This window comes from Lysinibacillus sp. EB271-A1-10B, from assembly GCF_058791335.1.
Genome location: NZ_JBYTDL010000001.1, coordinates 141,715 through 156,754, shown reverse-complemented (window position 1 = coordinate 156,754; position 15,040 = coordinate 141,715). Strand labels below are relative to the sequence as shown.

Genomic DNA, 15,040 nt, shown 5'->3' with positions numbered 1-15,040 from the left:
TGACAAACTATGTCTCTACGCTCAAACCGTGTCGCTGAGCAAATGAAAAAAGAGCTTGGTGATATTATTGGACGTAAAATAAAAGATCCGCGTGTTGGTTTCGTTACTGTTACTGGTGTTGAAGTAACAGGTGATTTACAGCAAGCGACGATTTATATTACAACTCTAGGCAATGAACGTGAGAAAGAGGATACACTAAAAGCTTTATTAAAGGCTTCTGGTTTTATTCGCTCAGAAATCGGTTCACGAATCCGCTTACGTCGTACACCAGAACTAATTTTTGAATTCGATTCATCGATTGAATATGGGAACCGTATTGATACATTGCTACGTGGTTTACACGAAGAATAAGATAACTAAAAAAAAGTCTGCCATATGCATGTTCATGCAGGCAGGCTTTTTTACATTGATTGAAATATAACAAGACATTTTGAGGCCCTATCACCTCTATCAAAAGGGTGATAAAAGGTTGCGGACTCTCAAAACAGGCTGAAAATGTATTGATTTTAGGAGGAAAGTTATGAACGGTATTTTACCGCTTTGGAAGGAACGCGGCATGACAAGTCATGATTGCGTCTTTAAATTACGAAAAATTTTACGCACAAAAAAAGTAGGACATACAGGCACACTTGATCCTGGTGTTGAGGGGGTTCTCCCAATTTGTATTGGTCAAGCAACACGCATCGCAGAGTATTTAACGGATGCAGGAAAAACCTATGAAGCTGTTATTTCAATTGGCCGTACAACGACAACTGAAGATGCAGAAGGAGAAACGGTTGAGCAAGATCATACGAATAAAAAGTTTACACGTACTCAATTGCAAGAAGTTTTAGCCTCACTTACAGGTGTCATTCAACAAACGCCACCAATGTTTTCAGCTGTTAAAGTAAATGGTAAACGTCTCTATGAATATGCTCGAAAAGGCGAGACCGTCGAAAGACCGACACGTCAAGTTACTATTTATGCATTAGAGCTACTAGATGATGTTGAACTATATGAAGGACAAGAAATTACATTCCCTGTACGGATAGCGTGTAGTAAAGGGACGTATATTCGAACACTAGCTGTGCAAATCGGAGCAGCGCTTGGCTACCCTGCGCATATGAAAGAGCTCGTACGCACAGCCTCAGGTACGTTTACACAAGAAAATTGCTTTACATTGGCACAGGTAGCTGAGCTGATGGAAGCTGAACAAATCGATACATGCATTTTACCAGTTGAGTATGCATTGACAGACTATCCATTTATTGAAATAACTTCTGCTAATGAAAAAGAAATTTTCAATGGACAAGTGCTTCCCGCAGATGCATTATTAAAGATACATGATAAAATTGTTTTTGGAATCAGTGGGAAAGCAGTTGCGGTCTATCAAGCCCATCCTACAAAGGAAGGGTTTATGAAGCCACATAAGATGTTTCCGACGATAGAGTAGGAGGATTTTTTGTATGGAGGTCATTCATTTAAAATACCCACATCAGCTACAGCAACGAGAAAGCATGCAACCGTATTCATTGGCACTTGGCTTTTTTGATGGTGTACATAGAGGGCATCAGGCAGTTATTCAGACAGCGAAGGAAGAAGGAGACAAGCGTCAAATTCCAACAGCTGTTATGACATTCGATCCACATCCTTCTTTAGTGCTAGGCGGTCGTAACGAAAAAGTATTTTATATAACGTTATTACAGCAAAAATTGCAGCTATTTGAAGAACAGGGTGTGGATACAGCATTTGTTGTACATTTCACTTCTGATTTTGCAAAGCTTTCACCTGAAGCTTTTATTGATACATTTATTCGTGGGCTGAACATTCAACATGTTACAGCTGGCTTTGACTATTCTTTTGGTGCATTCGGTAAAGGTAAAATGGAAGATATGCGTGCATTAAGTAATGGAGATTACGGCGTAACGGTTGTTGAAAAGAAAACCGACGATATCGAAAAAATTAGCTCTACACGTATCCGAAAGCTTTTACAAGAGGGGGATATGGAAGCAGCGAGATTGCTTCTAGGAAGACCATTTGAAATTTCGGGTATCGTTGTACATGGTGATAAACGAGGACGCACAATAGGTTTCCCAACTGCTAATGTCCAAGCGTTAGAGGGAACTTATATCCCAGCAAGCGGTGTATATGCGGTTCGATTACTGGTGCAAAATAACTGGTATGATGGTGTATGTAATGTAGGCTATAAACCAACATTTAAAGATCCAAATGACAAGCAATTATCCATCGAAGTCCATATATTAAACTTCGAAAAAAATATTTACGGTGAAGAAGTGCATGTCGCTTGGTATAAACGTATAAGAAGTGAACGGAAATTCGATGGTATTGAAGCTTTGAAAGCCCAAATCCAAAAGGATAAACAAGAAGCAATTGACTATTTTGGGATTATCGCCGAAAGTTAAAACGTACGCCATGAGTTGATTGGAGTGGAGGTTGGGCGACTCCTTGGGGATCAGCAATAGAGGAACGAAGGCTAAGAGCATCACATCCTGTGATAACGCCTTCGTGACCAACCTCGTGTTGGCCCGACGCCCAGTTGGAACGGAAATCAACCCCACGTTATGGAGATGAGCCTAAATCTGCTTTAGCCTATGAATAGGCGCTTACGTTAACACTTGCTTGACCTTTTGATTTATGGTAACATTCATAAGTGCATAATATGCTTAACCTTAGCTCGGTATATCGATGACTCCAACGTTTACTGTGCTAATGGGGATTAACAATTATTTAGGAGGTCCATACAAATGGCTATTTCAAAACAACGTAAAAACGAACTTATTGCTGAGTTCCGTACTCACGAAAGTGACACTGGTTCTCCAGAAGTACAAGTTGCAGTATTAACAGAGGAAATTAACTCTCTAAATGCTCACTTACGTACACACAAAAAAGATTTCCACTCTGAGCGTGGTCTTCTTAAAATGGTAGGTCGTCGTCGTCACCTATTAAAATATCTTCGTGAAACTGACGTACAACGTTACCGTGAACTAATCACTCGTTTAGGCTTACGTCGCTAATTGTCGAAAAGCGGGATTAATCCCGCTTTTTCTTTATGTTTATAAATATTAAGAAGACGGTTAACTTTACTATTGCGAAAAAAAGCATATATATGACACGAATTTCAAGCAAAAAAACTTTGTTTCAATCAAATACAGAAATAAATCCTAAATAAATTGGCAATAACTGAATTTAAATGTATGATTATTTGATGAAATATTTAGCATAGAACAAGCATTTTTGGTACACTTACTATTAGTACATACAGACGAAGTAAGTGTTTTTATAATAGAGAGGGGTTCATTGAATGAACGAAAAGAAAGTCTATTCCTATGAATGGGCTGGCCGTCCGCTTGTAATCGAAGTCGGACAGTTAGCAAAACAAGCAAATGGGGCCGTTTTAGTACGTTATGGTGATACATCTGTACTTTCAACAGCGACAATGTCAAAATCACCGAAACCACTTGATTTCTTCCCATTAACAGTAAACTACGAAGAACGTTTATACGCAGCAGGTAAAATTCCTGGAGGCTTTATTAAACGTGAAGGACGTCCATCTGAAAAAGCAATTTTAGCAAGCCGTTTAATCGACCGTCCGATTCGTCCGATGTTCCCAGACGGTTTCCGTAATGAAGTACAAGTGATTTCGATGGTCATGTCTAACGATCCGGATTGCACGTCTGAAATGGCTGCAATGGTTGGTTCATCAATAGCGTTAGCTATTTCAGATATTCCATTCGACGGACCGATTGCAGGTGTACAAGTTGGCTATATCGACGGTAAATTTATCGTGAACCCAACAGTGGAACAAGCTAATCAATCAACAATCCATTTATCTGTAGCAGGTAACAAGGATGCTATCAACATGGTTGAAGCAGGTGCACTAGAAGTACCAGAGGAAATAATGCTAGAAGCTATTATGTTCGGTCATGAAGAAATCCAAAAAATTATTGCTTTCCAAGAGCAAATCGTTGCAGAAGTAGGAAAAGAAAAATTACCAGTAACGTTATTTGAAATTGATGAAGCGATTCAAGCAGATATAAAAGCAGCTTGTGAGACTGACATGCATGATGCAATTCAAACTGCTGAAAAACATGCACGTGATGAAGCTATTAAAGCGGTAAAAGACCGTGTTATTGCTTCTTATGAAGAGCAAGAAGCTGATGAAGTAACAATGAAGCAAGTTTATACAATTCTAGATAAAATGGTTAAAGACGAAGTACGTCGTCAAATTACAGAAGATAAAGTACGTCCAGATGGTCGTAAGTTAGACGAAATCCGTCCACTTTCTTCTGAAACAGGTATATTGCAACGTACGCACGGTTCAGGATTATTTACGCGTGGACAAACACAAGCCCTTTCTATTTGTACATTAGGTGCACTTGGAGATGTGCAAATTATCGACGGTTTAGGTGTAGAAGAATCAAAACGCTTTATGCATCACTATAACTTCCCTCAATTCTCTGTAGGGGAAACTGGCCCAATTCGTGGACCAGGTCGTCGTGAAATCGGTCATGGTGCATTAGGCGAACGTGCTCTTGATGCGGTTATTCCAGATGAAACTGTATTCCCGTATACAATCCGTTGTGTATCGGAAGTACTTGAATCAAACGGTTCTACATCTCAAGCCTCTATCTGTGCTTCAACGTTAGCGATGATGGATGCTGGTGTTCCATTAAAGGCTCCTGTAGCAGGTATTGCAATGGGTCTTATTAAAAAAGGAGAACACTACTCTATTTTAACTGATATTCAAGGTATGGAAGACCACCTTGGAGATATGGACTTTAAAGTTGCAGGTACAGCTAAAGGTGTAACAGCACTTCAAATGGACATTAAAATTGATGGTTTATCACGCAATATTTTAGAAGAAGCATTAACACAAGCTAAAATTGGCCGTATGCACATTTTAGAATCAATGCTTGCTACTCTTGCAGAACCACGTGAAAAATTATCTACATTTGCTCCGAAAATTGTAATCGTGAAAATTAATCCTGATAAAATTCGCGATGTTATCGGACCTGGTGGTAAACAAATTAACAAAATTATTGAAGAAACTGGCGTAAAAATTGATACAGAGCAAGATGGTACAATTTACATCTCTTCTGCAGATGAAGAAATGAACGCTCGTGCAAAACAAATTATTGAAGACATCGTACGTGAAGCAAAAGTTGGCGAGTATTACTTATCAACAGTGAAACGTATTGAAAAATTCGGTGCGTTCTGTGAAATATTCCCTGGTAAAGACGGCTTACTTCACATCTCTGAAATTCAAGAGGAACGTACAAAGCAAGTTGAAGATGTATTAAAACTTGGCGATCAATTACTTGTAAAAGTTATTGAAATTGACAAGCAAGGTCGTGTGAATTTATCTCGTAAAGTAGTTATCCAAGAGGAAAAAGAACGCGCTGAGCAAGATAAATAATAAATTGTAGAAAAGGCTGCGTATAATGCGCAGCCTTTTTTAAATCAACTATAAGGAAACTGGTTCTATTCGAGATATCCATATAAATTTTGGGATGCTTCACATTGCCTTTAATATTGAACCAGAGATGAAATGGGGGAGATTTTTTGGTACAAGTACATACATGTCAGAATGGTGTGCGTATTGTGTCTGAGCAAATCGATCATGTAAGATCCGTTGCGCTAGGCATTTTTGTTAATGCAGGATCTCGTTATGAGCTACCTGAGGAAAATGGTATTACACATTTTATCGAGCATATGCTTTTTAAAGGGACAAAAAATCGAACAGCTCGACAAATTGCTGAAGAATTTGACCGAATTGGTGGCGAGTTAAATGCTTTTACATCTAAGGAAAACACTTGTTATTATGCAAAGGTTTTAGACCATCATGCAGAGCTCGCCGTTACAATATTAGCGGATATGTTCTTTAATTCTACGTTTGCAGAGGAAGAGTTAGAGAAGGAAAGACAAGTTGTACTAGAAGAAATACTAATGAGTGAAGACGCACCTGATGACGATGTTCATGAAAAGCTATGGGAAGTCATGTATCCAAACGACGCACTTGGTCGTCCAATACTAGGAACTGCGACTACGTTAAAAACATTTACAGCAGATATGATCCGTAACTATATGGCTAAACATTATGGTCCAGAATCAGTTGTTATTTCAATAGCGGGAAATATCTCTACAAAGCTTATGCAAACAATTGAAGACTTATTTGGTCACTATCAGCCATCTCCACTTGTGGTTGAACCTGTGTTAACGAATCCTCATTTTTACCCAGGAGAGATTTCAAAAACTCGCGATACGGAGCAAGCGCATTTGGCTATTTCGTATCCAGCAATTGGTGTAAAGGATCCGGATATGTATAGCTTTATTGCACTTAATAATATTATTGGGGGTAATATGAGCTCTCGTTTGTTCCAAGAAGTACGCGAAGAACGTGGTTTGGCATATTCGATATTTTCTTATCAATCTTGTTATGCTGATGTTGGCGCATTTACGATTTATGGTAGTACAAGTCGTCAGCAATTATCACAGCTTCAACATACAATTGATGCGACATTACTTGATATCGTAGCAGGTGGTGTGACCGAGGAAGAACTTATGAATGCGAAGGAGCAGCTGAAGGGGAGTTTTGTACTCGGTCTAGAGGGGACAGGCGCTCGTATGAATCGTAATGGTACAAGTGAGTTAGTGCATCGCAGACATCGTTCTGTAGACGAAGTATTAGCGTCAATCGATGCCGTATCAATGGAATCGATTGATCGTTTAATAGCAAAAATCTTAAAAGCTGAGCCAGCCATTTCAATTATTGGTCCAGAAGCTTAATCATGTCTAACATTTGTAGGGTAAATAAAGTTACAGTTTATGTTACTTTGAATATTACTAATTTTCATTACCATCAATTTTTTGATAAAAAGAGGATTTCGATAGCTATCGGAGTCCTCTTTTTTTTAGTTGAAAATGCTCATTCTCAATTAAAAGTTGATATTCCCAATGAAGTTTGATAGAGTAAATGATATTGAATATCATTATCATTTAGATGGAGGCTTGTATTGTTATGAATAAATGGATAGGTGCTGGATTTCTAGCATTATCACTTACATTAGTTGGGTGCTCACAACAAGAAAAAGAGGCAGATAAGGAGATACAGAAAGAAGAGACATCTCAATCACAAGAAGTATCAGAAGCAACACAGAAGGGGAAATTTGAGGATGGTGTAAATGAAGAGGCATTTCAAAAAGCACTAGCTAGCTTTCCAGCAACAGTTCCTGAAAAAATCGTTACTACTTCGGTTCCTTTAACAGAGATGCTACATATACTTGACATCACACCTGTGGGCGTTCCGACATCGACAAATCCGATTCCGGTAGATTTCGATGCTATTACACGAATTGGCTCACCTATGGCACCAGATCTAGAAGTTATATCGAGTTTACAAACTGACTTAATAATTGGAGCTTCTTCTCTACAAAGTTCCCTAGATCAAGCACTTCAGGGAATGAATTTACCAACAGCCTATCTACCGACAGATTCCTATGATGACTTAAAATTGAGCTTCAAGGTACTTGGTACATATTTTGGAAAAGAAGAAAAAATGAATGAATTACTTCAAAACATTGTCGCAAAAGAAAAGGAACTTGAAACAAAAGCACAAGGAAAGGAACTTCCATCTGTTATGCTTGTGATCGGAACTTCTGACTCATTTATGGTTATGAATGAAAAATCATATCTGGGTAGTCTGGTTGAGCGTTTAGGTGCTGATAATATTGCAAAATCAGTATTAAAAGCAAAATCAACTTATTCTGCAATGAATCTAGAAGACATTGTCGTTGCTGATCCAGATATCATTTTCGTATTAGCATCAGGTGACCATGGAGCAAATGAAGATAAGTTCAAAGAAGAGATTGAAAAAAATAGTGCATGGAAACAACTCTCAGCTTATAAAAATGACAAAATCCATATGCTTGATTATAGTACGTTTGGTGTAACTTCCATTTCTAATGTTGAGACAGCACTTACAACAATCGCAGATTATTTTTACAAATAACAATGAGGTATTCCTATGATTAGTACTACAAGAAGTCGAATAATTATTATCATGACCTTTGTGTTAACAATGGTAGCAGCTATTGTTGCGATAGGGCTAGGGAGTGTGAAAATTGCAATCCCAGATATTTTAACAACAATTGCCAATGGACGTGATAATGCTGGCGTATATACTACAATTATTTGGGATATTCGTTTACCACGTGTTTTATTAGCACTAATAGTTGGAGCTAATATTGCAATCTCAGGTGCATTATTGCAGGCCGTAATGGGAAATCCACTAGCTGATCCAGGGTTGACGGGTGTTACAAGTGGAGCAGCGGCATTTGTTTTAATCATTTTATTAGCAAATCCAGAATTCACTCACTTTATCCCAGCCGCAGCTTTTATTGGTGGCTTAATTGCCGCAACTATAATTTATGCACTGGCCTGGCGACGAACAGGCATTACACCAATCACTATTATTTTGTCAGGAGTTGCAGTAAATGCACTGTGCGGTGGGGTTATTGGATTTTTATCGATTCTTTATAGTGATCGACTACCATCAGCGGTGCAATGGATGAATGGTAGTTTAGCGGCCAAGGGAAATGCGTCACTGCAAATGATTTATTTGTACGCAATAATAGGTTGGATCATATCTATTTTTGCGATACGCAAGGCAAATATTATACGTTTAGGAGATCAAGTAGCAGTAAATTTAGGGGAAAATGTAACTCGTATTCGTATTATGTTATCTATTTTGGCTGTATTTTTAGCGGCAATCTCGGTAGCAGCAGTAGGAATGATTGGCTTTATTGGTTTAATCGTACCGCATATGGCTCGAATGCTTGTAGGCTCAGACTATAAATATTTACTACCAATGAGTATGGCGATGGGGGCTATTGTGTTACTTATTGCTGATACTGGTGGACGAACATTGTTTGCGCCACTCGATATTCCAGCGGGCATTCTAATGTCAGTCATTGGTGGACCTTACTTCTTATATTTAATGCGAAAGAAGGCGTTTTAATGTTAAAAATTGAACAGCTATCTGTCCGCTATGAACAAAAGGAAGTTGTCCATAATTTTTCTTTTGAAGTTGTAAAAGGTGAGGTCCTATCCATTATTGGACCTAATGGCTCTGGAAAATCTACTATTTTAAAAGCTATTGCTCGTATGCAGCCTTATAATGAAGGAACAATTATCTTTGATGGCGAAAATATCCGTCGACTCTCGTCCAAAGACATAGCAAGAAAAATGTGTATGTTGAGTCAAAAAAATCAGGCTCCAACTGATATATCTGTTAAAAACCTAGTGGCATACGGACGATATCCACATAAAAAGTGGTTTGAGCGTTTAAATGCAGAGGATGAGGGTATTATTGATTGGGCTCTTGAGAAAACACATCTCACACATTACAGAGAAAAGCCTATTGCAGCTTTATCGGGTGGTGAATCACAGCGAGCTTGGATAGCGATGGCTTTAGCGCAGCGGCCACAAATTTTATTGTTGGATGAGCCAACGACATACTTAGATATCGCACATCAGCATGAAGTTCTAGAATTAGTGAGAGAGCTTAATCATGAAATGGGGATGACGGTTGTGATGGTGCTCCATGATTTAAATCAAGCATCTAGCTATAGTGATAAAATCGTAGTTGTAAAGGATGGTCAACGCGCTCATGTTGGCACGCCTGAAGAGGTAATGACCGAACAGATGATTCAGCAAATATACCGAATGGATGCAGAAATTCAATATGTATCATGGGATAGTGCTCCACGGATTCAATTAAAAAGTACTGTCAAGGCATAGGAGGAAGTAAGATGCAAAAAGAAATGGATATTGAGCAAGTAAAACAGGGCTATGAAACATTTATTCAAGGAAAGAAAAGTTGTGTGTTAAGTCTAGTGGATGGAGAAGGGAAACCTTTTAGTAGCACTACTCCATTTGTGCGTTTGAATGGTAAATTTTACGTCTATATTAGTCGTATCGCAGAGCATTTCCAACTCATGGAGCAGGCTCAATTTGTAGATGTACTTTGCGTGGCAGATGAGGCAGTAACACCAAATCCATTTGCAGCAGAACGGGCACGTTGGCAATGTACACCAAAGAATTTAGGGAACGAAGGATATGAGGACGTATTTGCAGCATTCAATAAATTGTTTAATGCTAAAATGATGGAGCTGTTACGTACACTTGATTTCTCACTATTTGAGCTCACACCATTGGAAGGTCGCTACGTGGTAGGCTTCGGTAAGGCATTTACAATTGATATAGCGAATGATACGTTAGTCCATGTAGTAATTGATAAAAAATAGGTCGCCATTTTTCGGCAACCTATTTTTTTATTCATTAAAAAACTTCTCTTGCTAAATATAAAGTAAGGCTTTGAAATAAAATAGAAATACTAATGATTATACTCATGATTGTAGGAATCAAAATAATGAAGATGGCTGTTATCATTCGAAAATGACGCGTCCGCTTCGCCTCGTCTAGATGATGGATATAAAACTGAACAAAGAAGAATCGAAGGCTTCTCATTGTATGCTTTATTGTTATGAACTAGTGCCTCTGATATTTTGCTTACTTCCTCATTACTTCCTTTAAATAGCGCCAATCACTATCCAATATTTTAAAACCTTTTTCCATAGTCTTGTCGAGTTATGTCGTATTGAGCGTTTCAAGTATATGTAAATCGTCAAAAACTACACCGATGTCGTTTTTTATCGGTAATTCATGTTCGACAACATCCTTGTCGAATAGCAAAATTTCGCACTATTATTTTTGGGAAAATATCGTAGTCGACTCCCCGGTTCAGTAAAACCAATGGTAGCCTCAGTACTGAAAAACACTTACATCATTAAGAGAAAACCATTCATGCTTTTAAGTAAAGTATGAAGTTCAATAGTATTCATAACTAACTCCTATACTTCCTCTTTTGTTAGCCCAGCAGTTAAGACCGTTCTAACCGTTTACTGCATATACTCTTAAAAATGACGCAATAATTCCTCGCGTAGAAAATCTTGATTTCTTTCTGTAACAAAGCTTCCTTTTCCAGTTATCGTTTCGATAAATTAAATTAAGTTTGCACAAATTCCTCACGTCACAAATTTGTATATATACACTATTTGTAGATGTGCTAGTAAAATGCACATTTCAGACTTTGGGTAAGGGTCACGAATTGCAAAAACTCGGCATATATTGGGGTAACGGTTCAAGGAGGGAGATGAGGCATGCTACTATCAGAGATGGTGGATAAAGAGTTAATTCAAGTTGAGGGTGGCGTACACTTTGGCATATTGGCACATACGGAATGTCTATTAGATGTGCAAACAGGAAAGATTCATGGTTTTGAGATTGTGAAAGATAAATTGCCATTTCAAAAAAAGAAAGTGAAAGTAAGTGAAATGATACCTTGGCACGAAATTATACTAATTGGCGAAGATCGAATTTTATTTAACAAAACAACGACAGTACAGTCAGAATTTTTACAGTGAGGTGAGCTTTTGGAAAATGAAAAATGGCTTGTTATCGGTGAGGATCTAAGGTTAAAGGAATTAGCTACCATGCTAAGAAGCCCATCGAGAACAGTATTTTATAAAAGAACATCAGTTTGGAATGAAGAGTTGAATAAGCTTGTATTAGAATTCCAACCAAATAGAATTATTCTTCCTATACTTCCACTAAAAATTGAAGTGGAACAGCTTTATGGCATATCTCAAGTTAAGTTTTATACAGGGCGTTTAACGATGCATTGGAAGCAATTGCTTGAGAAAAATGAAACAAATTGCTATTTACAACAAGAATCATTTATTTGGCAAAATGCAAGATTAACAGCGGAGGGATTTATCGCCACGTTTTACGGACTCGAGCAAAAATGTATTTACGGACAAAACTTTACTATCGCAGGATTTGGGCGCACAGCCAAAATGCTCGCTTCTTTACTCGTCAAGATGGGCGCTAATGTCCATATAGTAGCGCGTTCAGTTGTACAAGTGAGTGAAGCAAAGGCATATGGTTATAAAGCTACGGATTTAGATGATCGTCAATGGTCAATTAATGATGGGATTTTTGTCAATACGATTCCTGCTAAGTGGATTACTGAATCATTCCAAGAACATGTCCCGGTTGTACTATATGATTTGGCTTCAGAGCCTGGCTGTTTAGATATAGACGTTGAACAATTACAAACGTACGTGCTATTGCCGTCATTACCTGGGAAATACTTTGCACATAATGCAGCGACAATATTGTGCAAGGCAATAGAGGAGGAAGAAAATTGCTAACGGGGAAACGAATTGGTTTAGGGATTACAGCCTCCCACTGTACGTATGCGGACGTAGTACCTAAAATCCAAAACTTTATAGATGCAGGAGCAACAGTTGTTCCAATCATTACACACTCCGTTTTACATGCAGCTACGCGTTTTGGTACTGGGGAGGAGTGGATTGCCAAAATAGAGGAATTAACTGGAGAAAAGGTTGTTTCTTCTATTAAAGAGGCAGAACCATTTGGACCATCCAATCCATTGGATGCGATGGTTATAGCCCCAATGACTGGAAATAGTATTAGTAAATTTGCAAATGCAGCAACAGATAGTCCGGTATTGATGGCTGCGAAGGCAACATTGCGTAACGGTTCACCTGTTGTTCTAGGTATATCAACGAATGATGCGCTTGGCTTAAATGGTATAAATATAATGAGGCTGTTAAATGCTAAAAACATTTATTTTATTCCATTTGGGCAGGACGCGCCACATTCAAAACCAAATTCCTTGATTGCTGATTTTGATCAAATGGTCGCGACTGTTTATGAAGCGATTACGGAGAAAAAGCAATTACAGCCACTGTTGGTACAATATTTAAAATAATTCGTAAATTACACACAATTTTCAGTATTTTTGTGATACAATAGCACACATTATGTAACTTGTATTCAAGGAGAGTTGATGACAGATGACAAAGCAGTTAACAGTTGCTGTAGTTGGAGCAACAGGGGCAGTAGGCACAAAAATGATGGAACAACTAATTAAACGGGAGTTTCCAATTGGAGATATTAAGTTTTTAGCTTCGGCACGTTCAGCAGGAAAACCAATCGAATTTAATGGAAAGACATATACAATTGAAGAAGCGACACCTGAAGCTTTTGAAGGCGTCAATGTCGCTTTATTCTCAGCTGGTGGTTCGGTATCAGCAGTGCTAGCACCAGAAGCGGCAAAACGCGGTGCAGTAGTGATCGATAACACGAGCCATTTCCGCATGGATCCAGACGTACCATTAGTTGTTCCAGAAGTAAATCGAGGTGATCTTGCTAAGCACAAAGGGATTATTGCAAATCCAAACTGCTCTACGATTCAAATGATGGCTGCACTTGAACCTATTCGTCAAGCATTTGGCTTAACAAAAATTATCGTATCAACATATCAAGCAGTTTCAGGTGCAGGTGTTTCTGCTATTCAGGAATTAAAGGCACAAAGTGCAAATTGGGATGCAGGTAAGGATGTAGAAGCAAATATTTTACCTTCTGGTAGCGACAAACGTCATTATCCAATCGCTCGTAATGTCATTCCACAAATTGATAAATTTACAGACAATGGCTTTACATACGAAGAAATGAAAATGATTAATGAAACGAAGAAAATTATGCATGCACCAGAGCTAAAAGTAGCCGCAACTTGCGTTCGTGTGCCAGTCGTTTCAGGACACTCTGAATCTGTTTATCTTGAAGTAGAAAAAGAAGCAACAGTACAGGAAATCTTTGAAGTATTACGCAATGCGCCTGGTGTCGTATTACAAGATGATATCGCAACACAAACTTACCCAATGCCTATTTATGCAGAAGGGGAAGACGCTACTTTTGTAGGGCGTATCCGTCAAGATTTAGACAATAAAAAAGGATTCCACTTATGGATCGTTTCTGACAATCTTTTGAAAGGCGCTGCATTAAACTCTATTCAAATTGCTGAAGCAATGCTAGAGGATAACTTACTATAAGAGGGGTGTAAGGATGAATTTAGGTCGAATTGGAACGGCGATGATTACGCCGTTCAAAGAAGATGGCACGATTAATTATCCAGAACTAGAACGTATTATTAATCATTTGATTGATAATGGTACAGATTGTATTGTCGCATGTGGCACAACCTCTGAAAACCCAACTATGTCCACAGAAGAAAAAATTGAAGTTGTACGCTTTACCGTAGAGAAAGTGGCAGGTCGTGTACCGGTTATTGCAGGTACAGGAGATAACGAAACGGCTTACTCTATAGCAATGACGCACAAGGCTGAAGAAAATGGCGCAGATGGTATCATGCTTGTAGCACCATATTATAATAAGCCAAATCAACGCGGTATTTTTGCGCATTTTGAAACAATTGCAAAAGAAACAAGTTTACCTGTCATGCTTTATAACGTGCCAGGACGTACAGGCGTCAATGTTGCCTATGAAACTTCTGTTGCTTTAAGTAAAATTTCTAATATTGCCTGGATAAAGGAAGCGAGTGGCAATTTAGATCAAATGGGCGATATTATTGAGAATGTTGATTCAGATGATAATTTCTTAGTGTATAGTGGGGATGATGGTTTAACACTCCCACTACTAGCAATCGGCGGAGCAGGAATTATTTCAGTTGCTGCCCATGTTGTAGGGAATGATATGCAATTAATGATTAAAGCGTTTGAAGAAGGAAATCACGAGCTAGCAGCCAAAATTCACCGAGCATTATTACCACTTGTACGTGCGTTGTTCGCACAGCCAAACCCATCGCCAGTAAAATACGCGATGACCAAATTAGGCTTTGATACACTTAATGTTCGTTTACCAATGATGGAAATGACAGATGAAGAAAAAGCAAACTTTGACCGAATTTGGGATACGTATCAAGAAAAGGCGAGAAGCTTTAGAGAAATAAGTACCTTTAGTTAATTTGTAATTCAAGCTAAATAGTAAATCCTCAGACCGTAGACAAACTCGAAATTTTTAGTTTGTTTACGGTCTTTTTCTTTTGGAACTTTCGTAGAAGGGTGAGACACTTTCCCAAAAAAATATAGAGTAT

General features: G+C 38.4%; 15 protein-coding genes. All 15 read left to right on the top strand.

Annotated elements, in window-relative coordinates; translation table 11 throughout:
- Positions 1 to 9 precede the first annotated feature (9 nt).
- Positions 10 to 351 carry a 30S ribosome-binding factor RbfA gene (gene rbfA / locus AC3WSK_RS00775; protein WP_079560500.1) on the top strand — a complete coding sequence of 114 codons (342 nt, stop codon included), beginning with the start codon at positions 10 to 12 and terminating at the stop codon, positions 349 to 351.
- Between the two features lie 169 nt (positions 352 to 520).
- The gene (truB, locus tag AC3WSK_RS00770) at positions 521 to 1,432 is read left to right on the top strand and encodes a tRNA pseudouridine(55) synthase TruB (protein ID WP_079560501.1); all 912 of its coding nucleotides are present in this window, start codon (positions 521 to 523) and stop codon (positions 1,430 to 1,432) included.
- Positions 1,433 to 1,445: 13 nt separating this feature from the next.
- The gene (ribF, locus tag AC3WSK_RS00765) at positions 1,446 to 2,402 is read left to right on the top strand and encodes a riboflavin biosynthesis protein RibF (protein WP_079560502.1); all 957 of its coding nucleotides are present in this window, start codon (positions 1,446 to 1,448) and stop codon (positions 2,400 to 2,402) included.
- 342 nt (positions 2,403 to 2,744) lie between these two features.
- Positions 2,745 to 3,014, top strand: a complete 270-nt coding sequence (gene rpsO, locus AC3WSK_RS00760) for a 30S ribosomal protein S15 (RefSeq protein WP_079560503.1) — start codon at positions 2,745 to 2,747, stop codon at positions 3,012 to 3,014.
- 287 nt (positions 3,015 to 3,301) lie between these two features.
- Complete coding sequence (pnp, locus tag AC3WSK_RS00755) at positions 3,302 to 5,416, top strand: polyribonucleotide nucleotidyltransferase (RefSeq protein ID WP_079560504.1); 2,115 nt, start codon at positions 3,302 to 3,304, stop codon at positions 5,414 to 5,416.
- A 146-nt stretch (positions 5,417 to 5,562) separates the two neighbouring features.
- Positions 5,563 to 6,786 (top strand): M16 family metallopeptidase, encoded by a 1,224-nt coding sequence (locus AC3WSK_RS00750; protein WP_492411444.1) that lies wholly within the window; start codon positions 5,563 to 5,565, stop codon positions 6,784 to 6,786.
- A gap of 232 nt (positions 6,787 to 7,018) precedes the next feature.
- Positions 7,019 to 8,008, top strand: coding sequence for an ABC transporter substrate-binding protein (locus tag AC3WSK_RS00745; protein ID WP_170938914.1), 990 nt, complete (start codon positions 7,019 to 7,021; stop codon positions 8,006 to 8,008).
- A gap of 15 nt (positions 8,009 to 8,023) precedes the next feature.
- Entirely contained in the window at positions 8,024 to 9,016 is a 993-nt protein-coding gene (locus tag AC3WSK_RS00740; protein ID WP_079560507.1) for a FecCD family ABC transporter permease, read from the top strand.
- Complete coding sequence (locus AC3WSK_RS00735; protein WP_492411441.1) at positions 9,016 to 9,798, top strand: ABC transporter ATP-binding protein; 783 nt, start codon at positions 9,016 to 9,018, stop codon at positions 9,796 to 9,798. Before AC3WSK_RS00740 ends, AC3WSK_RS00735 begins: the two co-directional genes overlap by 1 nt.
- Positions 9,799 to 9,809: 11 nt before the next feature.
- Positions 9,810 to 10,304, top strand: a complete 495-nt coding sequence (locus AC3WSK_RS00730) for a HugZ family pyridoxamine 5'-phosphate oxidase (protein WP_492411439.1) — start codon at positions 9,810 to 9,812, stop codon at positions 10,302 to 10,304.
- 915 nt (positions 10,305 to 11,219) lie between these two features.
- Entirely contained in the window at positions 11,220 to 11,483 is a 264-nt protein-coding gene (locus tag AC3WSK_RS00725) for a YlmC/YmxH family sporulation protein (protein ID WP_053594254.1), read from the top strand.
- Positions 11,484 to 11,492: 9 nt separating this feature from the next.
- Positions 11,493 to 12,272, top strand: coding sequence for a dipicolinate synthase (locus tag AC3WSK_RS00720; RefSeq protein ID WP_079560510.1), 780 nt, complete (start codon positions 11,493 to 11,495; stop codon positions 12,270 to 12,272).
- Positions 12,266 to 12,856 (top strand): dipicolinate synthase subunit B, encoded by a 591-nt coding sequence (locus AC3WSK_RS00715; RefSeq protein ID WP_079560511.1) that lies wholly within the window; start codon positions 12,266 to 12,268, stop codon positions 12,854 to 12,856. The genes AC3WSK_RS00720 and AC3WSK_RS00715 overlap by 7 nt, the downstream gene beginning before the upstream one ends.
- An 85-nt stretch (positions 12,857 to 12,941) precedes the next feature.
- Positions 12,942 to 13,979, top strand: coding sequence for an aspartate-semialdehyde dehydrogenase (locus AC3WSK_RS00710; protein ID WP_079560512.1), 1,038 nt, complete (start codon positions 12,942 to 12,944; stop codon positions 13,977 to 13,979).
- 13 nt (positions 13,980 to 13,992) lie between these two features.
- A complete protein-coding gene (dapA, locus tag AC3WSK_RS00705) occupies positions 13,993 to 14,910 on the top strand; it encodes a 4-hydroxy-tetrahydrodipicolinate synthase (protein WP_079560513.1) in 918 nt (305 codons plus the stop codon).
- The last annotated feature ends 130 nt before the right edge of the window (positions 14,911 to 15,040 follow it).

What these genes read in the sequence shown, in the direction of transcription:
- truB (WP_079560501.1), top strand. Translation starts at nt 521, where the DNA reads ATGAACGGTATTTTACCGCTTTGGAAGGAACGCGGCATGACAAGTCAT.
- AC3WSK_RS00730 (WP_492411439.1), top strand. Translation starts at nt 9,810, where the DNA reads ATGCAAAAAGAAATGGATATTGAGCAAGTAAAACAGGGCTATGAAACA.
- dapA (WP_079560513.1), top strand. Translation starts at nt 13,993, where the DNA reads ATGAATTTAGGTCGAATTGGAACGGCGATGATTACGCCGTTCAAAGAA.
- AC3WSK_RS00735 (WP_492411441.1), top strand. Translation starts at nt 9,016, where the DNA reads ATGTTAAAAATTGAACAGCTATCTGTCCGCTATGAACAAAAGGAAGTT.
- AC3WSK_RS00710 (WP_079560512.1), top strand. Translation starts at nt 12,942, where the DNA reads ATGACAAAGCAGTTAACAGTTGCTGTAGTTGGAGCAACAGGGGCAGTA.
- AC3WSK_RS00725 (WP_053594254.1), top strand. Translation starts at nt 11,220, where the DNA reads ATGCTACTATCAGAGATGGTGGATAAAGAGTTAATTCAAGTTGAGGGT.
- ribF (WP_079560502.1), top strand. Translation starts at nt 1,446, where the DNA reads ATGGAGGTCATTCATTTAAAATACCCACATCAGCTACAGCAACGAGAA.
- rpsO (WP_079560503.1), top strand. Translation starts at nt 2,745, where the DNA reads ATGGCTATTTCAAAACAACGTAAAAACGAACTTATTGCTGAGTTCCGT.
- AC3WSK_RS00740 (WP_079560507.1), top strand. Translation starts at nt 8,024, where the DNA reads ATGATTAGTACTACAAGAAGTCGAATAATTATTATCATGACCTTTGTG.
- AC3WSK_RS00745 (WP_170938914.1), top strand. Translation starts at nt 7,019, where the DNA reads ATGAATAAATGGATAGGTGCTGGATTTCTAGCATTATCACTTACATTA.
- rbfA (WP_079560500.1), top strand. Translation starts at nt 10, where the DNA reads ATGTCTCTACGCTCAAACCGTGTCGCTGAGCAAATGAAAAAAGAGCTT.
- pnp (WP_079560504.1), top strand. Translation starts at nt 3,302, where the DNA reads ATGAACGAAAAGAAAGTCTATTCCTATGAATGGGCTGGCCGTCCGCTT.